Source organism: Rhizobium leguminosarum bv. trifolii WSM2297, assembly GCF_000271845.1.
In genome coordinates this window covers 51,127-71,739 of sequence record NZ_JH719394.1, presented here as the reverse complement: position 1 = coordinate 71,739, position 20,613 = coordinate 51,127, and the positions used below count along the sequence as shown (strand labels likewise).

The 20,613-nt window shown below is 62.9% G+C and carries 13 protein-coding genes and 2 pseudogenes; 11 read left to right on the top strand and 4 right to left on the bottom strand.

Annotated features, from left to right (window positions below):
- Positions 1 to 66: 66 nt before the first annotated feature.
- Positions 67 to 1,210, top strand: a pseudogene (locus RLEG4DRAFT_RS14230) (M24 family metallopeptidase).
- 39 nt (positions 1,211 to 1,249) lie between these two features.
- On the opposite strand, the pseudogene RLEG4DRAFT_RS14225 reads toward RLEG4DRAFT_RS14230, so the two are convergent.
- Positions 1,250 to 2,602: pseudogene (locus RLEG4DRAFT_RS14225) on the bottom strand (alpha-L-fucosidase); the annotation flags it as partial.
- Positions 2,603 to 2,615: 13 nt separating this feature from the next.
- A complete protein-coding gene (locus RLEG4DRAFT_RS14220; protein WP_003577545.1) occupies positions 2,616 to 3,623 on the bottom strand; it encodes a LacI family DNA-binding transcriptional regulator in 1,008 nt (335 codons plus the stop codon).
- 195 nt (positions 3,624 to 3,818) lie between these two features.
- Here RLEG4DRAFT_RS14220 and RLEG4DRAFT_RS14215 point away from each other — a divergent pair, with 195 nt between their 5' ends.
- The 10 genes from RLEG4DRAFT_RS14215 (at position 3,819) to RLEG4DRAFT_RS14170 (ending at position 16,125) form a co-directional block, all read left to right on the top strand.
- A complete protein-coding gene (locus RLEG4DRAFT_RS14215; protein ID WP_003577543.1) occupies positions 3,819 to 5,744 on the top strand; it encodes an ABC transporter substrate-binding protein in 1,926 nt (641 codons plus the stop codon).
- Positions 5,745 to 5,847: 103 nt separating this feature from the next.
- Positions 5,848 to 6,834, top strand: a complete 987-nt coding sequence (locus tag RLEG4DRAFT_RS14210; protein ID WP_003577542.1) for an ABC transporter permease — start codon at positions 5,848 to 5,850, stop codon at positions 6,832 to 6,834.
- A gap of 12 nt (positions 6,835 to 6,846) precedes the next feature.
- A complete protein-coding gene (locus tag RLEG4DRAFT_RS14205) occupies positions 6,847 to 7,980 on the top strand; it encodes an ABC transporter permease (protein WP_003577540.1) in 1,134 nt (377 codons plus the stop codon).
- A complete protein-coding gene (locus tag RLEG4DRAFT_RS14200; RefSeq protein ID WP_037093610.1) occupies positions 7,970 to 9,019 on the top strand; it encodes an ABC transporter ATP-binding protein in 1,050 nt (349 codons plus the stop codon). The genes RLEG4DRAFT_RS14205 and RLEG4DRAFT_RS14200 overlap by 11 nt, the downstream gene beginning before the upstream one ends.
- Positions 9,019 to 10,077, top strand: coding sequence for an ABC transporter ATP-binding protein (locus RLEG4DRAFT_RS14195; protein WP_003577537.1), 1,059 nt, complete (start codon positions 9,019 to 9,021; stop codon positions 10,075 to 10,077). Before RLEG4DRAFT_RS14200 ends, RLEG4DRAFT_RS14195 begins: the two co-directional genes overlap by 1 nt.
- Positions 10,077 to 10,910 carry a 5-deoxy-glucuronate isomerase gene (locus tag RLEG4DRAFT_RS14190; RefSeq protein WP_003577535.1) on the top strand — a complete coding sequence of 278 codons (834 nt, stop codon included), beginning with the start codon at positions 10,077 to 10,079 and terminating at the stop codon, positions 10,908 to 10,910. The genes RLEG4DRAFT_RS14195 and RLEG4DRAFT_RS14190 overlap by 1 nt, the downstream gene beginning before the upstream one ends.
- A gap of 49 nt (positions 10,911 to 10,959) precedes the next feature.
- Positions 10,960 to 12,858: a GH39 family glycosyl hydrolase gene (locus tag RLEG4DRAFT_RS14185; protein WP_003577533.1), complete on the top strand. Its 1,899-nt coding sequence runs from the start codon at positions 10,960 to 10,962 to the stop codon at positions 12,856 to 12,858.
- A 3-nt stretch (positions 12,859 to 12,861) separates the two neighbouring features.
- Positions 12,862 to 13,692 carry a sugar phosphate isomerase/epimerase family protein gene (locus tag RLEG4DRAFT_RS14180; RefSeq protein ID WP_003577531.1) on the top strand — a complete coding sequence of 277 codons (831 nt, stop codon included), beginning with the start codon at positions 12,862 to 12,864 and terminating at the stop codon, positions 13,690 to 13,692.
- A complete protein-coding gene (locus tag RLEG4DRAFT_RS14175) occupies positions 13,685 to 14,701 on the top strand; it encodes a hydroxyacid dehydrogenase (protein ID WP_003577529.1) in 1,017 nt (338 codons plus the stop codon). Before RLEG4DRAFT_RS14180 ends, RLEG4DRAFT_RS14175 begins: the two co-directional genes overlap by 8 nt.
- Complete coding sequence (locus RLEG4DRAFT_RS14170) at positions 14,698 to 16,125, top strand: mandelate racemase (RefSeq protein WP_037093606.1); 1,428 nt, start codon at positions 14,698 to 14,700, stop codon at positions 16,123 to 16,125. Before RLEG4DRAFT_RS14175 ends, RLEG4DRAFT_RS14170 begins: the two co-directional genes overlap by 4 nt.
- A 145-nt stretch (positions 16,126 to 16,270) precedes the next feature.
- Here the strand turns inward: RLEG4DRAFT_RS14170 and RLEG4DRAFT_RS14165 are convergent, their stop codons facing one another.
- Positions 16,271 to 19,420 (bottom strand): efflux RND transporter permease subunit, encoded by a 3,150-nt coding sequence (locus RLEG4DRAFT_RS14165; protein ID WP_003577526.1) that lies wholly within the window; start codon positions 19,418 to 19,420, stop codon positions 16,271 to 16,273.
- Positions 19,420 to 20,493: an efflux RND transporter periplasmic adaptor subunit gene (locus RLEG4DRAFT_RS14160; RefSeq protein WP_003577524.1), complete on the bottom strand. Its 1,074-nt coding sequence runs from the start codon at positions 20,491 to 20,493 to the stop codon at positions 19,420 to 19,422. Before RLEG4DRAFT_RS14160 ends, RLEG4DRAFT_RS14165 begins: the two co-directional genes overlap by 1 nt.
- Between the last annotated feature and the right edge of the window lie 120 nt (positions 20,494 to 20,613).

Here is a 20,613-nt window from a genome sequence, read left to right as displayed (position 1 = left end):
CTAAGGTTGGCAGCTAGCCGGCGCTGGCCGGCACCGTCAGCCAACGCGGAAAGAATAGGAAACGACATGTCGTGGCAGCACCCCGTACCCCGCATCACCGAGGACGAACGGCAGATCCGGCTCACCAGGCTTCGGGAGGCGATCGAAACTGAAGGGTTGGCCGGCTTGCTTCTCGGTCCGACCGAAAGCCTGCGCTATTTCACCGGCCTCGTCTGGCCTCCGAGCGAAAGGTTCCTCGGGGCGCTCATCACGCCCACGGCCGTTCCCTACATCGTTCCGGGTTTCGAGCGCAGCCGCGTCGAAACGCTGCCGCATTTGCCGGGGGAAATCCTGGTCTGGCAAGAGGAGGAGAGCAGTGCCGCGCTCATCTCCCGCCTTGTCGGCGAGCGTGGCAGGCTCGCCCTCGACGATGGGCTGCCGCTGTTCTTCTATCACGCCTTGGCCGCGGCGATGGGCGCCGAAAGGCTCGCCGATGGCGGGCGGTTGATCCGCGGCCTGCGTCGCATCAAATCGGCCGCCGAGATCGCCCTCATCCAATATGCGATGAGCCTGACGCTCGACGTCCACAGACAGGTGCACGCTCTGTTGAAGCCCGGCCATCAGGTCGTCCGAAGTAGTCGATTTCATCGATCTCCGTCATCGCCAGGCCGGCGCCGATGCCGGCTCGACATTCTGCATCGTCTCCTTCGGTGCGGCGACCTCGCTTCCGCATGGCGCTGATGGCGATCAAGTCCTTGGCGCCGGCGACGTCATCCTCGTCGATACCGGCTGCCGGATCGACGGCTATCATTCCGATCTCACCAGGACCTATATGCTGGACGGCGGCAACAGCGCCTTCGAAAGCGCCTGGCGGATCGAACGCGAGGCGCAGCAGGCCGTCTTCGACGCAGCCCGGATCGGCGCTGCCTGTTCGAGCCTCGACGATGCGGCCCGCAAGGTGCTCGCCAAACATTCCCTCGGCCCCGACTACCGCCTGCCGGGATTGCCCCATCGCGCCGGCCATGGCCTCGGGTTGGAGATCCACGAGGAGCCCTACGTCGTTCGCGGCAACGACACGCCGCTCGCCGCCGGCATGTGTTTTTCCAACGAACCGATGATCGTCTTTCCCGAGAAATTCGGGATCCGGCTGGAGGATCATATCTACATGACCGCCGAAGGACCCCGCTGGTTCGCCGAGCCGGCGACGGGGCCGACCGAGCCGTTCTCCTGAGCGGACGTCTTATTCCGCCCGCTCAGGCAGGCCGGGTTCTCACGCCTGAATAGCCGGAGCACTCCCCGCGTTGAGCTTGACCTCGATGACGGGGACCACGACCGTGGGTCGGCGCACCGGCAGGACGAATGTCAGCTCATCCTCGCCGACTGGGAACTGGGTGTTTGCCCATAGGGTATTGGCGGACGGGCGCAGCCAGGTGACTTCGCTGGCATCATGCAGGAATTGCGCATATTCGATCTTACCCGCCAGCGCATCGAAATGCAGATGCTTATAGGGCCAGTTGAACAGGTGGATATAGAGGCGATCGCCGTTCTGGGTCAGGCGGCAGTCGGGTGGAGCGGTGAAGTCGGATTGGGTGCAGCCGACGATGCTGCGCTCGTGCAGCGCCATCCATTCCTCATAGGCCGACAGGGCTGATATTGCGCGGTGGTCGAGCGTGCCGCGGGCCGTTGGCCCGACATTCATCAGCAGATTGCCGCCTATGGCGACGGTGCCGACCAGCATCTGCACCAGTTGCTCGGTGCTTTTCCAGGTATCCTCGTCGCGGTGGTAACCCCAGGAGCCGCTGAGCGTCTGGCAGGCTTCCCAGACGACGCGCCTGCCGTCGCGTTTCGGCCAGGCGCGCGGCATGTATTGTTCGGGCGTGACGATGTCGGGCTGCAGGCCGGCGAGATCGAGCCGATTGTTGATGATGATATCAGGGGCGAGCTCGCGCACCAGGCGAACGAGCTTCTCGCTTTCCCAATCCCGATGGCCCTTTCCCACAAGTTCCCCGAGCTTCCACTGCGGATAGCTGAAATCGAACCACATGATGTCGATCTGCCCGAATTCCGTCAGCAGTTCGCGCACCTGCTCGCGCATGAAGGCGGCATAACGCTGCATGTCCCGGCCTTCGTTGATCTTTGCGGCATCCGGATGATTGCGCTGCGGGTGGCGCGGATCGACCGTGAAGTCGGGATGGTGCCAGTCGATCAGCGAATAGTAGAATCCGATCCTCAGGCCCTCCGCCCGGAAGGCGTCGACGAAGGGCCGCAGCAGATCCTTTCCGTAAGGCGTGTTGGTCACCTTAAAATCGGTGGCCTTGGTGTCCCAGAGGCAGAAACCTTCATGGTGCTTGGTCGTCAGCACCACATACTTCATGCCTGCGGCCTTGGCGCGCTTGGCCCATTCGCGCGGCTCGTAGAGATCCGGATCGAAGTGAGCGAAATATTTCTGGTAATCGCCGTCGTTCAGTTCTTCGCGGCTCTTGACCCATTCATGGCGTGCCGGCAGCGCGTAGAGCCCCCAATGCACAAACATGCCGAACCGGTCATGGACGAACCAGGTCTTCTTCTCCTCGGGCAGGGCCAGCGACTGCAGATTGTCGGCATCCATGGGATATTCCTCTTGTTGATCCTGGCGTTTAGGTCGTTTCGCGGATGATGAGCTCGGGGACGATAACGATGCCGTGCTGACGGTTCTTGGTGGCGATGCGGCTGAGCAGCAGGCGCACGGCTTCCTCTCCCATTTCCCGTTTCTGCACCCGCATGGTGGTGAGCGCTGGAGACAGCAATTCGGCTGTGGGGATGTCGTCGAAGCCGATCAGGGCGATCTGCTCGGGGATCGATATGCCGGCCGCCCGGCAGGCCTTCATGGCGCCGATCGCATTGAGGTCGTTGTAGCAGACGAGGGCATCGATCTCAGGCGTTTCCGCCAGCAATTGCGCCGCTGCCGTCTGTCCGCCCGCGGCTGTCGGATCGCAATAAACCAGGCCGTGCGCCTTCAGCCCGTGGGTGGTCAGCGTCTTGCGGAAACCGACGAGACGGCTCTTGCCGCCAAACGAACTGCGCGGCCCGGCGATGATCGCGATTTTGCGGCGGCCGCGTTCGACCAGATGGTCGATAGCGCGCGACGCTCCCGTCTCGTAGTCGGTGACGATCGTTCCGGCGACCTCGTTGGGCGCCTCGCGGTTGATGAGCACCACGGCGCGGTGATGCGCCAGCGCCTTGTGAAGCGCCGCGTCCGGCAGGCGCGCGCTGCAGACGATGATCCCATCGACCCGATGCCGCAGCAGCGTCTCGATGAGCTCACCCTCGCGCTTGCTGTTTTCGACGACATTGGACAAAAGCAGGTTGTAACCGGCAAGGCTTGCCGCATCCTCGGCTCCCCTGATGACTTCGGGAAAGAACGGATTGGTGATGTCGGGAACGAGAAGGCCGATGGTTTTCGACCGGTCTGACCGCAATCCGCGCGCAAACGGATTGGGCCGGTAATTGAGTTCGTTTGCCGCCAAAAGAATGCGTTGACTGGTCTCCGCACTGGCGCCGCCCTGGTCATTGAGCACACGCGATACCGTCATCGGCGACACGCCTGCGGCGCGGGCGACATCGGCGATGGTTATTTTGGCTTCTGGCTCTTTAGGGCGGCTCAATTGGGCTGTCTCTGAGAATGGCGGGAATATTTACGATAACGATAACTAACATAATTGCCGAGAAAGCCAAGGCTGGCCCGGGCGAAATATAAGAAGACCAGAATCTCTTTGACAAGATTTAACGGTAACGATAACGTTTGGGAAAGAGGAGATTACGTTAACGATAACCTAGAGCAGGAACATTGGGAGGTAGGAATGCAACAGGTCAGAATTCTACGACGGCACGTTGTCTCAACCGTTGCCGCAGCGATCCTTATTGGCTCCAGCTTGGCCGGCGCCGCGTTCGGCTTTCAGGAGTCGCCGGACCTCAAGGCGCTCGTCGATGCCGGCAAGCTGCCGCCCGTGGAAAAACGGCTGCCCAAGGAGCCGCTGGTTTTGACGCCGCTTGAATCGGTCGGCAGCTATGGCGGCACCTGGCGCACGGCGACCTTCGGCGGCGGCGACAGTGAGATCGAGCGTTCGATCGGCTATACTAGGCTGGTGCGCTGGAACCCGGAATGGACCGAGGTCATCCCCGACATCGCCAAGAGCGTCGAGGTCAATGACAACGCCACCGAATATACCTTCACCCTGAGGGAAGGAACGCGCTGGTCGGATGGCGAGCCCTTTACCGCAGACGATCTGGTCTGGTGGAACGAGAACGTGCTGCGCAACACCAAGATCACGCCTGCAGCACCCGACTGGCTGACCGCGGGTGCAGAGACCGTCAAGGTTGAAAAGCTCGCTGACGACAAGGTCGTCTTCAAGTTTGCCGCGCCGAACGGCCTGTTCCTGATGAACATGGCGACGGTGCGCGGCTCCGACATCCTGGCTGCCGCACCGGCCCACTACCTCAAGCAGTTCCACAAGGATTTCAATCCCGACGGCATCGACGCCCTGGTGAAGGCGGCGGGCGCGACCGATTGGGTCCAGCTCTTCAACAACAAGATCGGCTTTCCCGGCCGCTGGCGCGATCTCGGCCGCCCGACACTCGATGCCTGGGTGCTGACCGCGCCCTATAACGGCACCACCCAGGTTGTTGCCGAACGTAATCCTTACTACGCCAAGGTGGATACCGCTGGAAACCAGCTGCCTTACTTCGATCGCATCACCATCGATGTGATGCAGGACACGCAGGCGATCATCCTGAAGGCGATCAGCGGTGAAATCGACATGCAGAACCGCTTCATCGAGACGACCGATGCCCGCACCGTGATCGTGCAGAACCAGCAAAAGGCCGGCTACGGACTGTTCATTGCCCGGCCGGCATGGTCGAACGCCCTGCTGATCACCCTCAACCAGACCCACAAGAATCCGGCCTTGCGCGCCGTCTTCTCCAACAAGGATTTTCGCATCGGCCTCAGCTACGCCATCAACCGTGAAGAGCTCAACCAGCTGATCTATGCCGGACAGGCCAAGCCCTATCAGGCGGCGCCGCGCGAAGGCACGGCGCTCTACGACGAGAAAATGGCCACTCAATATCTGGAATATAATGTCGATCTTGCCAATCAACACCTTGATAAGGCGGGCATTGCCAAACGGGACACCGAAGGCTATCGCCTCGGTCAGGACGGCAAGCGGATCACCTTTGCGATCGATGCGCTGACCGGAAGCCCGATCCAGGTCGATGCGCTGGAAATGATCCAGCGCTATTGGCGGGCCGTCGGTATCGACATGCAACCCCGTCCGGCTGAACGTTCGCTGATCTTCTCGCGCCTGCAGAACAATGAGAATGACGGTCTCGGATGGGTCGGCGGCGGCGGCTACGACTTCCTCGGCCTGCTCGATCCCAAATGGTATTTCCCGCACGAATATGAATCGAGCTTCGCAACGGCATGGGGCCTCTATTACCAGAACCCCAAGGATCCGAACGCAGAGGAGCCGAGCCCGGCCGCCAAGAAGCAGATGGATCTCTATCGGCAGGTGCAGGAAGCCCCGACGCTCGAAAAGCAGCTGGCCGCGATGAAGGAACTGCTGGCGATCACCCGCGATGAGTTCTACGTCATCGGCACCAACTTGGAGCCGGACCGCGTCGGCATCGTCAAGACCAATATGCGCAACGTTCCCAAGGTCATTCCCAGCACATCGTTCTACATGACGCCGGGACCGGCAAAGCCGGAGACCTTCTACTACCAGCAGTAGCGACACACGATGGACGGGATGGCGTCCGCCGGCGCCGTCCCCGCACCAGCCCAGTCCCAATCATTCAGCCCGATCGGCGATCGCCGATTGAAGGAGCTTGAACATGGCCGGCTTCATCATCAGACGTCTGCTTTACATGATCCCGATGATGTTTGCGATCTCAGTCGTGACCTTCATCATCATCCAGTTGCCGCCGGGCGACTTCCTGACCGCGATGACCGCGCGTCTGGCCTCCCAGAACGAAACGATTGACCCCGGCGTCATCGCCGGCCTGCGCGAACGTTATGGCCTCGATCAGCCCTGGGCGGTCCAATACTGGAAATGGATCAGCGGCATCCTGCTGCGCGGCGATTTCGGCCAGTCCCTCGATTGGAACAAGCCGGTCAGCGAGCTGATCTGGGCTCGCATGGGCCTGACGATGGTGGTCTCGGTCACGACGCTGATCTTCGTCTGGGCGGTGGCCTTTCCGATCGGTATCTATTCGGCCGTGCGGCAATATTCGGTGGGGGACTACTTCGCCACCTTCTTCGGTTTTTTGGGCCTCGCCATTCCAAATTTCCTGCTGGCGCTCGTGCTGATGTATGTCTCGGCACAGTATTTCGGCCAAAGCGTCGGCGGGCTGTTTTCGCCCACCTATATCAATGCCGTCTGGAGCTGGGCGAGACTCGCCGACCTGATCTCGCATATGTGGATCCCGGTCGTGGTGCTCGGCACCGGCGCCACGGCGGCGCTGATCCGCATCATGCGCGCCAACCTCCTGGACGAACTCAACAAGCCCTATGTCGACATGGCCCGCGCCAGGGGCCTCAGCGAGATCCGGCTGCTGTTGAAATACCCGGTGCGTGTGGCGCTCAACCCCTTCGTCTCCACAGTTGGCTGGGTGTTGCCGCACCTCGTCTCGGGCTCGGTGGTGGTCTCAATCGTCCTCAGTCTGCCGATCACCGGGCCGCTCCTGCTCAATGCGCTGTTTGCCCAGGACATGTATCTGGCCGGCACCTTCATCCTGCTGATGAGCATGCTGACGCTGATCGGCACGCTGATTTCAGACCTGCTGCTCGCCTGGCTCGATCCACGCATTCGCAACGGCTGAAGGAGCATCGATATGACCGATCAAGCCATCGCGCCATCACCTGCACTGATCCAAAATTCCGACGCCGTCGCCGGGCAGTGGAAACTCATCTGGCGGCGTTTTCGTCGCCACCGGCTGGCGCTCGCCGCAGGCGTCGTGATCTTCCTGATTTATCTGGTCGCCCTGTTTGCCGAGGTTCTCGCCCCGGTTTCGTCGCAGACCTACGATTCCCGCTTCACCTATGCGCCGCCCCAGCAGCTGAGATTCGCCGGCTACGACGCGGCCGGGCAGTTTCATCCGCTGTACGTTAACGGTTATTCGATGAAGATCGATCCGATCGCGCTCAGCCGCAATTATGTTGCCGATCCAGCCGTCGTCATTCCCGTCGGCTTCTTCGTCAAGGGTGAACCCTATCGGCTCTGGGGGCTGTTCGATCTCGACCGGCACCTGATCGGCCCGGTCGAAATGGGCAAACCCTTCTACCTGTTCGGCGCCGACCGGCTGGGCCGCGACGTTTTCAGCCGGACGGTGCACGGCACCCGCGTTTCGATGTCCGTCGGTCTCATCGGTGTGGCAATCAGCCTGATCCTCGGCATCATCCTCGGCGGCATCTCCGGCCTCTATGGCGGCTGGGTGGATGATGTCATCCAGCGTTCTATCGAACTCATCAACTCGATCCCGACCATCCCGCTGTGGATGGGCCTTGCGGCTGCCGTTCCGATCAGCGCCGATCCGATCATCGTCTATCTCTGGATCACGGTCATCCTGTCGCTGATCGGCTGGACTGATCTGGCACGAGTGGTGCGTGGACGCTTCCTGTCGCTGAAGACGGAAGACTTCGTGATTGCCGCCCGTCTCGACGGCTGCTCGCAGATGCGCATCATCTGGCGGCACATGGTTCCGTCCTTCATGAGCCACATCATCGCGTCGGTGACGCTCGCCATCCCGACGATGATCCTCGCCGAAACCGCGCTGTCCTTCCTCGGCATCGGCCTGCGCCCGCCGGTGGTGAGCTGGGGCGTGCTGCTTCAGGAGGCGCAGAACATTCTCGCGGTGTCGAGCGCGCCCTGGCTGTTTCTTCCGGCTCTCGCGGTGATCGTCACGGTGCTGGCCCTCAATTTCCTCGGTGATGGATTACGCGATGCTGCAGATCCCTATGAATACTGATCCCAATTTCGCCGCCGCCGGCGGCCGGCACCGGGCGCGCGACCCGCTGATCGAGGTCGACGATCTCAGGACCCATTTCTTCGGCGGTGCGGGCACGATTAGGGCGGTCGACGGCGTCTCCTTTTCCATCCCAAGCGGCAAGACGGTCTGTGTCGTCGGCGAATCCGGTTCGGGCAAAAGCATTACCGGCCGCTCGATCCTCAATCAGGTTCCGCGCGGAGGGCGGATCGTCTCGGGCGCGATCCGCTACCGGCCCGATCCGGCGGCACCCGCTATCGATCTCGCCGCACTTGATCCGCGCGGCCGCGAGATGCGGGCGATCCGCGGCGCCCAGATCGGCCTGATCAGCCAAGAGCCGATGGCCGCACTTTCCCCCGTTCATACGATCGGCAACCAGATGGTGGAGGTGATCCGCCTGCATCTGAAGATGGGAAAGAAGGAGGCGCGCGAACATGCGATCGAGACATTGGCGCTGGTCGGTATTCCCCGGCCGGCCGAACGTATGGAAAGTTATGCCTTTCAGTTTTCCGGCGGCATGCGCCAGCGCGTCTGCATCGCGCTCGCACTCGCCTGTCGTCCCAAACTGCTGATCGCCGACGAGCCGACCACCGCGCTCGATGTCACCACCCAGGCCAATATCCTCGATCTCCTCGCCTCGCTGCAGGCCGAATTCGGGCTCTCGGTGCTGTTCGTCACCCATGATCTCGGCGTGGTGGCGGAGATCGCCGACGAGGTCGTCGTCATGTATGTCGGCCGGGTGGTGGAGGCGGGCAATGTCGACACGATCTTCCACGCGCCGGCCCATCCCTACACCAAGGCGTTGCTGCAATCGGTGCCGCGCATGCACGGGCAGCCGACCGAGCGGCTGGCGATCATCGAAGGCATGGTGCCGTCGCGTTTTTCCCGGCCTGAGGGCTGCAGCTTTCATCCCCGATGCAAGCAGGCGAGGGCGGGCCTGTGCGACCAAAGGGATCCGCAATCCGTCGCCATCGGTGACGGGCATGTCGCCAGCTGTCTGCTTTACGAGGGAGGACAATGATGGCCGATCCCATGACGCAACGAAGCCCGCTGCTCGAACTCAACGATCTCAGGATGCATTTCCCCATCCGCAAGGGCGCATTCCGCAAGGTGGTCGGGCATGTCAAGGCGGTCGACGGCGTTTCGCTTCGCGTCGAGGATGGCGAAACACTCGGCATTGTCGGGGAATCCGGCTGCGGCAAGTCGACGCTTGCCCGCACGGTCCTGCGCATCTATCGCCCCACAGGCGGCGAGATCCGCTACCGCAACCGCAGCGGCGGCACGCTCGATCTGGCGACCCTGTCCGGTCCCGCACTTGACGAAATCCACCGCGACCTGCGCATCGTCTTCCAGGATCCGCAATCCTCGCTCAACCCGCGCCTGCCCGTCATCGACATCATCGGCGAGGTGCTTGCCGTCAACGGCATCGCCAGGGGCCGCGAACTTGAGCACCGGGTCGCCGAACTGATGCAGAGCGTCGGTCTGCGGCCCGAATATATGCGCCGCTATCCCCATGCGTTCTCCGGCGGCGAACGCCAGCGCATCGGCATTGCCCGGGCGCTGGCGTCCAATCCACGGCTGGTGATCGCCGATGAGGCCGTCTCGGCGCTCGATGTCAGCGTGCAGGCGCAAACCATCAACCTGCTGCAGGATCTGCAGGAACAGTTCGGTCTGACCTATCTGTTCGTCGCCCACGATCTTTCGGTCGTCCGGCATATCTCCGACAATATTGCCGTCATGTATGTCGGCCGGGTTGTGGAAAAGGCGCCGACTGAGCAGATCTTTTCGCGACCGCTCCATCCCTACACCGAAGCGCTGCTTTCGGCCGTGCCGATTGCCGATCCGCGGATGCGCCGCCATGGCAAGCGCATCCGGCTGGCAGGCGAGGTGGCCGACCCCGCGCATCCGCCGCCCGGTTGCGCCTTCCATCCGCGCTGCCGCTACGCCACCGAGCTTTGCAGGCAGGAGGTGCCGGCCCTGCGTACCGTCACGGATGATGGACACGCGGTCGCCTGCCATTACGCCGAGACCCTGACGCTCAACCCTTTCGCCGACCGTACCGTTCCGGAGTTCAATTGATGCCCGAATTCATTCCACGCTCCGAGCAGCGTCCCATTGTGGATACCTCCTCCAGGACGCTCGATCTCATTTACTTCGACCTCGTCACGCTCCCGGCCGATGGCCGGGAGACGCGGCGGCTGCCTATGCACGAAAGCCTCTACGTCGTGCTGTCGGGGCAGGTGAATATCGAGGTGGATGACATCAGCTTCGAAGCTGTGGGCCGGCGAGCCGATATCTGGGGAGGCGATGCGGACTCGGTTTACGCGCCGGTCGACGCCAATGTCCGGATATCGGCCCGTGGCGGCCCTGCGGAAGTCGCCATTGCCGGCGGCCTTTGCGACACGCGCTACGCCCCGTTCCGGGTGACGCCCGATGAGGTCGATGCGGTTAATGTCGGCTCGCCCGACACGCATAGCCAGCGGCGGATCGCCCATTTGCTCGGGCAACGGCAGAACGGACGCTGCGGCAACCTGCTGGTCAGTGAACTCTATGCCGGTGAAGGCTGCTGGTCCGGCTATCCCCCGCACAAGCACGATACCGAAGACGGCGATGCCGAGACCCTGCACGAGGAGCTCTATCACTACCGTTTCCAGCCAGAGACCGGCTTCGGCAGCCAGATCACCTATGACGACGACGGCCCGGTCAAGATCCTCATGACCCGCAACGGCGACACCTTCCTGCTCGACCGCGGTTACCACCCGACCGTCACCTCTCCCGGCCATCGCGGCTATATCTTCACCATCCTTGTCGGAAAGCATCGCCGAGGGCTGATCCAGCGCTTCGATCCCGCCCATCAGCATCTGACCAAAACCATCCCCGGCATCGATGCGATGCGTGACAAGTTCAAATAATCCGGCCCTTTCGGCACCGCCAGGCTTCCGCCCCGAGGAGAGACGATCCATGCGTGAACGTACGCGAATAAATGTTGATGCCAGCCAAGCGCTCCGCCCGTTCAACCGGTTCTGGCGCGGCACCGGCTTTTCGCCTGCCGAGTTGCTGCTCGAACCCGAGATGCGCCAGATGCTCGCCTATATCGGCGGCCTGCCGAACGAGGGCATCAGGTACCTGCGGGTGCACTATCTCTACAATCTGCTGCGCTCGACCGGCGGCGAGGGCAGGGTTGTCTACGACTGGTCCCTGCTCGACCGCGCGCTCGACGTGATGATCGAACACCGTCTGAAGCCGTTTTTCGAGTTGATGGGCAATCCGTCCGGTCTATTCACCGATTATGAGGACATGGATCAGGTCAAACGCTGGCGCGATCTCGTCACAGTGACGGTGGACCGCTACGGCGCGCGTTATGGCATGGACGAATTGCGCAGCTGGTATTTCGAAACGACCAACGAAGCCGACTCCGGCTGGTGGACCTACGGGGTCAAGGGCTACGCCAACTATTACGACGCTTGTATCGCAGGCCTCGAGGCCATCGACCCGAGCCTACCGATGGGCGGGCCGGGTACTGCCCGCACGCTCTCGCCGATCTTTCGCGCCCTCATGGCCCATTGCGACAGCGGCACGAGCTGCCTGACCGGCGACGGGCCGCCGCGCATCGACTATATCTCGATCCACGAAAAGGGCGTCAACGGCAGCAAGGACGACCTGACCCCGAAGACGAACGCCATCGTCGACCGCACGCTTCTGGTCGTCGACTATCTCAAGGAGCACCACCCGCGGCTTGCGGGCCTGCCGATCGTCAACGACGAATGCGACCCGCAACTCGGCTGGAGCGATCACCATAGCTGGCACGGCAAGGCCTATTACGCCGGGATCATCGCCCGCATCATCGAACAGCACGACCGGCGCATCATTGCCCCGAAAGCCGCAAATTTCACCTTCCTCAGCAATGACCACGCCTTTATCGGCGGCTGGAGCCAGCGCACAATCTTTGCCTATTTCGGTTCGCGCAATTTCACCAAGGCGCAGTGGGAACACAAGACCGATCTCGATACGCTGGTGACGGACATCGATCGTGCGCCACCCTTCGACATCATCAAGAAGCCCGGCCTCACATCGATGGAACTGCTGGCAACGCTCGGCGATACCATCTGCAAGGTGACGGCTGAGCCGCCGCTGGCGCCCGACCAGGATGGACTGGCGATCCTGCCGACCCGGCTGCCGGGCGGCGGTGTCTCCATCAGCCTCATTCACAGCGTCGATGCCATCAACCGTTCGGGCCGGACCGCGGTCCGCCTTGAGGTGGAGGGGCTGGTTCCCGGCCGCCACGCACTTTGCCTGCTACGCATCGATGAGGAATTCACCAATCCGATGGAGGTCTGGGAGGCCCAGCGGGACGAAAGCAATCCCCGCGGACCCTTCGAGCCGGTCGGCGCGCCGCCCCAACCTGATGAAGCGCAGTTTGCCGAACTGCGCCGCGCGCAGGAGCCCGCTCTGCTGCATCCAATCAGCCTCGTCGCATGCGAAGAGGGGCGGATCAGCGTCGATCTGGACGTGCCGTTGCCGTCGCTGACGCAGGTGCTTGTCGTTCCCGATAGCGGGGCGCCTCCCGCCGCACCCACCGGTCTCGTCGTCGAACGTTACCTCGGTCTTGGCGGCCGGGAGGAGCGGATGCTGTTCTGGGCGGCCGGCGATACCGGTCCGGCCATCTTCTACGATGTCCTTATCAGCACCGACGGCAAGTCTTTCGAAAAGGTCAGTCCCGTGCCGCTGATCTCGACGGCATTCCTGCACATGTCGCCGCCGCAGGGAGCGCAATACGCGGTGCGTGCCCGCGATGCCTTTGGCCGCCACAGCGAGCTTTGTGTCCTTCGCTCGGGAGAACGCTCCTCCTCGTGGATCTGAACCATGGATATCGCCTATTTCACCAAGACTCTGGAAGGCCTGCCGCTGGATAAGGCGGCAGAAATCACGGCTGGGCTGGGTTTCGACTGTGCCGATCTTCTCGTTCGCGACGGCCACGCCGTTTCTCCCGATAGGCCGGAGGAAATCGTCAAGGCTGCAAAGCTCTTTGCCGCAGCCGGTCTGCGCATCCCGATGGCGACGATCGATTCGACACGGCCCGACACTGCCGCGTCCTGGCTGCTGGGCTACTGTGGCGAGGTCGGCATCGGGCAGGTCCGGCTCGGCTTCTGGCGCTATGATCCGTCGCGGCGCTGGAAGGAACAGGTCGATGAAGCCAGCCGTGATCTCGATGGTTTCGAGCGTCTCGCCGAACAGTTCGGCATCCAGCTGACGATCCAGCTTCACGGCGGGACACTGCACAGCTCGGGCGCGCTGGCGATGCAATTGCTGGCCGGGCGCGATCCGATCAGGATCGGCGCCTATCTCGATCCGGCCAACCAGATCATTCGCGAGGGCAGCGAGGACTGGCGTCTGACCCTCGATCTTCTCGATCGGTGGTTCTGCTGCATGGGCGTCAAGAATTGCGGCTGGTTTCCCGGCGCCTACGGGGCCGACGGCCAGCGCGCCTGGCATTCGGATTGGTACGGCCTCGACGAGGGCATGGTGCCGTGGAACGAAATCGTCCCGCATCTGGCGGCTACCGGATTTACCGGCGTGCTCTCGGTGCAGTCGCAATACCGGGTCCCCCGGCAGCAGGCGCTCGACAAGGTCCGCGCCGATCTTTCCCATCTCAGGCGCCTGGTCGCCGCAGCGAAAGAGCAGAATCATGAGTAAACAGGCTCCCGTCATCGCCGTTCTTTTGACCGAAAAGACCCGCCGGATGATGTTGGACGATGCGGCAGTCGCCCAGTTGAACGCCCTCGGGGAGGTGCGTTGGCCGAGTGACGCCACAATTGACGCTGCCGATGTCGACCGGCTGCTGCAGGGTGCCGCGGCATGCCTCACCGGATGGGGCACGCCGCCCTTCGATCCCGCCGCGCGCCAGCGCCATCCGCAACTCGCCCTCGTCGCCCATTCGGCCGGCAGCATCCGCACGCTTGTCCCCGCCCGCCTGTTCGACGAGGGCCTCCGCGTCACCCATGCCGCTTCGAAAATCGCCGCCTCGGTCGCCGAGTTCGTCGTCGCCGAAGCGTTGCTCGCCATGCGCGGCATTCATCGGCTGCATCAGCGATTGCGCAAGGGCGGCGAATGGCTCGACGTCCGTGCCGCCGTGCCGCAAAGATTGCTTGGTGCCAGAACAGTCGGCATCGTCGGCGCCGGCTATGTCGGGCGGGCGGTCATACGCCTGCTCGTTCCCTTCGGCTGCCGCGTGCTGGTCGTCGATCCCTATCTCAGCGACAGCGAGGCCGCAGCACTCGGCGTCGTCAGCACCGGACTGGACGATGCGCTCACTGAGAGCGATGTAATTTCCCTGCATGCGCCTGTCCTGCCGGAAACGCGGCGGATGATCGGCGCCCGTGAACTGGCGCTGCTGCGCTCCGGCTCGCTGTTCATCAACACGGCGCGCGCCGAGCTGGTCGATGAGGCGGCGTTGCTCGCCGAGATCCGCTCCGGCCGTATCGAGGCGGCCCTTGATGTCTTCGACAATGAACCGCTGCCGCTGGACAGTCCCTTCCGCGACCCCGCACTCGCCAATGTCACGATTTCGCCGCATGCCGCCGGCCACACCGAAGAGGCACATTTCGCCCAGGGTCAGGCCATGGTGGACGAGATCGGCCGACTGCTGCGCCGGGAACCGCTCCAGCACGAAGTGTCGAGCGCCATGCTCGACCGGATGGCATGACCATGGACAGAAGCGTGGGAGATCCCGTGACGGCGCCGGGCGTCAGAATTGTCGAGATCGACGCTTTCGAGCGCGATATCAGCCTGCGCCTGCCGTTCCGTTTTGGTGCGGCAACCCTCGAAAGGGCGACGCAGGCCTTCCTCAGAGTGCGCGTTGAGGATGAGGAAGGGAAATCCGCCATCGGCGGTGCCGCCGAAATGATGGTGCCGAAATGGTTCGACAAAAACCCGGCGCTGACGCCGGCACAGAATGTAGACCAATTGCGCGCCTCGATCCGCGCCGCAGCCGCCGCCTCGCTCGAAGCGTCCGAGCCGACGACATTGTTTACCGCCGCCCGGCTGAACGAGTTGGAGACCGTGCGGCGCCTGCCTGGAAATCCGCTGGCCGCCGGTTTCGGCCCTTCGCTCATCGCCCGTGCCGCGCTCGATGCCTATTGCCGCCTTAGGGGGCTTTCCTTCTTCGATGCGGTGCGCCGCAACCTCGTCGGCGTCGGTGGCCCGATGCTGCCCGGCGATATCGACGCGGCTGCCGCTTCCGCCGTGCTTGCCGGCCTTCGTCCTGCCGGTTCGATCTCAGCCCGGCATACGATCGGGCTTCTCGATCCGATCACCGAGAGCGATATCGAAAATCCCGTCGATGACGGCCTGCCGCAGAGTCTCGAGGCGGTGATAGAGCGCTACGGCAACCATTGGTTCAAGATCAAGCTTTCGGGCACGGTCGATGCGGATGTCGACCGCCTGGCGCGGATCGCCGCCGTCTTGGATCGCCTGCCCGACTACCGGGTGACGGTTGACGGCAACGAACAGTTCGGCGCCGCCGAGCAGCTTGGCGCCTTGCTGTCGCGGATCGATTCAATATCGCGGCTGGCGAGGCTGCGTGCGGCCATCGCCTTTGTCGAACAGCCGTTCTCGCGCGAGATCACCATGCAAACGCCGCTCGGGGAGCTGGCGGCGCAACTGCCTTTCCTGATCGACGAGAGTGACGACGGCGACGAGGCCTTCGCCCGCGCCCGGAAGCTTGGTTATACCGGCGTCTCCGTGAAAACCTGCAAGGGCATCTACCGCTCGCTGATCAAAGCGATCCGCATCAGGACGGGAGGTGTGCCAGGGCTTTTCCTCTCGGGCGAGGATTTGACCTGCCAGGCCGGGCTTGCGGTGCAGCAGGATCTGGCGCTCGTTTCATTGCTCGGCCTTTCCCATGTCGAGCGCAACGGTCATCACTATGTGGCCGGTATGCAGGGTGCGCCACACGCGGAGAAAGCGCGCTTTGCCGCGGCCCACCCGGATCTTTACGAGCAAGGCGCCGACGGGCCGCTCCTGTCGATCCGCGGTGGCCGGATCGACATCGGCTCGCTGACGGCAATCGGCTACGCCAGTCGCGCCTTACCTGATTTCGAAGCGATGGAGCCGCTGTCAATTGGATAGCAGGACGCGCAGGCGGCTTGAGGCCGCCTGCGGGGGAACACGTCCCGCGGCCTTGTTCCGGGGGAGGGAACGCGACCGAAGAGGTTGCCGTCACCGGCCGTTGTCCGGTGCAGGATCATCTGCCCAACCGCTCGGGGAATGGAGATCATCTCTGACTGCCCCGTCTTGATTGCTCCGGCTTGAAGGTGATCGCCGCGTGATCGTTGGACGCATGCGGCTTATCCCCAGCGATCTCCTGGGCGAGACCGATCCGGCCTAGCAACCGCTTGAGGATCTGTTCCAGGTCATCGACGAAGGTGAAGATGACGGGAATGACGATCAGGCTGAGCAGCGTCGACATCATTACGCCGCCGATCACGACGATGGCCATCGGTTGGCGGAAGCTCGAATCGCCGCCGGTCAGGCTGAGAGCGACCGGAAGCATGCCCGAAGCCATGGCGATGGTGGTCATGATAATCGGCCGCGCCCGTTTGTGGCAGGCATCCACGAGGGCATCGAACCTGGACATGCCCTGGCGGCGCGACATAATCGCATATTCGATCAGCAGGATGGAGTTCTTCGTCACCACACCCATCAGCATGAGCAGCCCGATAACCGCCGCCATCGAGAAGCTGGTGTCGGTCATCACCAGCGGCAGCAGCGCGCCGCCGAGCGAGAGCGGCAGAGCCATCAGCAGGGTGAACGGCTGCAGGAAATCGTGGAAGAGCAGGACGAGGACCGCATAGATGCAGAAGACGCCAATTGCCATTGCCAGCGCAAAGCTCTGGAACAGCTCCGAACTGCGCTGAAGTTCGCCTTGTTCGACAAGGGTGACGCCCGGCGGCAGGTGCCGCAGCGCCGGCAGAGCCTGCGCCTCGCGGTTGACGTCGCCCAGGATGCGGCCGTTGAGCTCGACGGAAAGGGTGACGTTGCGCATGCGGTCGATCCGATCGATCTCGGAGGGACTGCCGCCGATCCGGATATCGGCAATCGATCCGAGATCGACGTTCCCGTTCGTCCCGACCACGCGCATGTTCTTGATATCGTCGAGATTGGTGCGTGTCTCGGGGTTGAAGCGGACGACGATCGGGACCTGGCGCTGCGGCAGATTGAGCTTCGGCAAATCAGAAGAATATTCACCGTTGGTTGCTACGCGTACCGCTTCGGCAATCGCGCTCGACGTCACCCCGAGCGCTGCAGCGCGCGCAAAATCGGGGGTGATCTGGATTTCGGGTGCCTGCCGGGATGCGGTCGATGTCACCGCGCCGATGCCCGGCAGCGTGCGCAGCTGTTCTTCGAACGCCGTGCTCGCACTGTCGAGGGCGTTGGCATCGTCACTGGCAAGGGTGATCTCGAGTTTCGTGCCGTTGGCGCCACCGCCGACCGCGACCCGCACGCCGGGAATGACCGAAAGAGCCTGCCGGATGTCGTTTTCGATCTCCGACTGCTTGCGGTCACGTTCACCGATGGGCGACAGCATGGCGACGAGCGTGGCGGATCCGACATCGCTCGTGGTGCTGGCGCCCGGCCCGCCCCCCGAGGAGGCGGAACCGACCGCGGAAAACACCCGCGTCACATCTTGCAGCTTGCCGACGATGGTTGCTGCCTGCCTGGTTGCAGCATCCGTCTGCTCGATGGTGGCGCCCGGCTGCATGGTCAGGGTGATCTCGGTTCGCGCATCGTCGGAAGCCGGCAGGAACCCCGATTTCAACAAGGGGATGGTTGAAAGCGAAAACGCCACGACAACGGCGGTCACGGCCACCGTGGTCTTCCTGCGGTTCATGGCCGCCTTCACGATTGCCAGATAGACGCGCATGATGCGGCCATCCTTTTCCTCCGTCGGATGGGCCTTCATGAAATAGGCGGCCATCATCGGCGTCAACAAACGGGCGACGACGAGCGAGGCGAGGACCGCAACGGCGGCGGTCACCCCGAACTGGCGGAACAGAAGCCCCGGAATGCCACTCATGAAGGCCGTTGGCAGGAAGACTGCGACCAGCGTGAAGGTGGTTGCAATGACGGCGAGCCCGATCTCGTTGGCGGCTTCGAGGGCGGCATCGATGGGCCGTTTGCCCATCTGCAGGTGACGGGCGATGTTCTCGATCTCGACGATGGCGTCGTCGACGAGAATGCCGACCACGAGCGATAGCGCCAGCAGCGTGATAATGTTCAGGCTGAAGCCGCAGAGGTACATGACTAGGAAGGTCGGGATAACGGACAAGGGCAGCGCCACGGCCGACAGGATCGTCGCGCGCCAGTCGCGGAGGAATAGCCAGACGACGATGATCGCCAGGATCCCCCCTTCAAACAGCATGTGCATCGAACCATCGTAATTGTCGATGATCGGGCCGATCGTGCTGTAGGCCTCGCCGATCTCTACGTTGGCATGCCCGGCTGCAAACTGCTTGACCGCCTTGTCGACGGCATCAGCGACGCCGCTGTCGGAAAACCCGTTCGACCGCTTGACCTCGACTGCAATGACCGGTTTGCCGTCGAGATAGGCGATCGAGGACCGTTCGGCGAAGCTGTCGGTAACGGAGGCGACGTCGTCGAGGCGAACCTGTTGGCCGTTCGCCAGGGGGATTCGCAGTTCCTTCAGCGCATCGATCGAGGCCACGGCGCCGAGTGTGCGCAATGTCTGGCGGGTGCCGCCGATTTCTCCGAGGCCGCCTGACGTATCCGCCTGGACCGATTTCAATTGAGCCGAGACCGTGGCCGCCGTGACGCCGAACGTGGCCATCGCCTTGGGGTCGAGATCGACGTGAACCTCACGGTCGATGCCGCCGATGCGACTGACCTGCCCGACACCCTGTACCGACAGCAGTGCCTTTGTCAGATCGTTGTCGACGAACCAGGAGAGCTCGGTTTCGTCGAGGGCGTCAGACCGGATGGCGTAGGTGACCAGCGCCGAATTCTGCACGGTAACCTTGGTGACGCTCGGCGTCTGCATCTGCGCCGGCAGGTCGGCCTTGGCGCTGTCGACGGCGTTGCGAACCTCGTTCAAGGCCGTTTCGCTGTCCTTGTCCAGTTTGAAGGATACGCTGATCGACACCGTGCCATCGGTAATCGTCGTGGTGATGTGGTCGAGATAGCTGAGCGACGCAAGATTGTCCTCGATCGTACGAGCGACTTCCGTCTCGAGCTGCGTCGGCGCGGCGCCATCGAGCGTGGCGCTGATCTTGATCGTCGGGAGATCCATATCGGGGAAGTTCTGGATCGGCAGATGCTTGAATGCCAGCAGCCCGCCGACGGCAAGCATTGCAAAGAGCAGGATCGCCGGTACCGGATTGCGGATAGACCAGGAGGAAAAATTCATCAGCCTTCTCCCGCAATCTTCACGAGATCGTTGTCCGACAGAAATGCGCCGCCCGACGTCACCACCTTCGCCGACGGATCTATGCCCGAGACGATCTCGACTTCGCCGTTGTTGCGGCGGCCGGCCTCTACCCTTACCCGTTTTACCCGGTTGTCCTTCCCGGCCGTGAAGACGTAGTTGATCCCGTCGCGAAACACGATTGCCGTCTCCGGAACCGTCAACGCCGCTGTGGTTCTGAGTTCGATCGCGCCGGTGACATAAAGACCGACGCGTGGGCGCACGTCCGTGGGAAGTGCCACATAGACGATCGCGCGGCTCGTACTGGTATCGACCGATGGCGCGACAAGCCTCACCTTGCCTTGAACCGGCTGGCCGTCCGGCCCGTCGATTTTAACGGTCAGTCCTTCGGTGATACGTGGAAGGTAGCGCGCTGATACTTCGGCCTGCCATTCGACCCGCTGCTGGCGAACCAGGCGGAACAACTCGGTGCCGGACGAGACGACGGCGCCGAGTTCGGCCGAGCGCGAGGTGATCAGTCCGTCGTCGACGGCGGTGATGGTTGTCTGGTCGAGCTTGATCTTTTCGCTGTCGAGAGCTGCCTGTTCGGAATCGACGCTGGCGATCGCCGTCTGCTCATCGGCGAGATATTCGGTGATCTTCTCGTCCGAAAGGGCGCCTGACGGCTGAAGCTGCCGCGCCCGGTCCCCATCCGCCTTCGCCTTGACCAGCTTTGCCTTGGCTGTCACGACAGCCGCCTCCTGCTTGCGAAGGTCGGCCAGCACGCTGTCGCGTGACAGGTTGACGAGAGGCTGCCCCTTTTTGACCACGGAGCCGACGTCGGCCAGGATTTCTGTTATGCGCAGGCCGCTCGTCTCGGAGGCGATTATGGCTTCCTGCCACGGCTTCAACCAGCCGCTTGCGGGAACGGTCTCTGGCCAGTCTCGCTGTGCCGGCGCCACGAGGGAGACGGTAAGGGCAGGTGCCGCGGCTTGATCCGCCATGGCGTTAGGATGGGGAAGCAGCAGCGCTGCCGCAACAAGAGCGGCGGCGACTATTCCGGACGGTTTTCTCAACGATGCACTCCTTGTGGTCAAAGGCACCGGCGCCTTTTTCCCGATCGGCGCCAATTCGACGAAGGATTGCCGTTCATGCATGGCAACCGGGTCTCGGCGCGCGTCGATGTCATGGCAGGA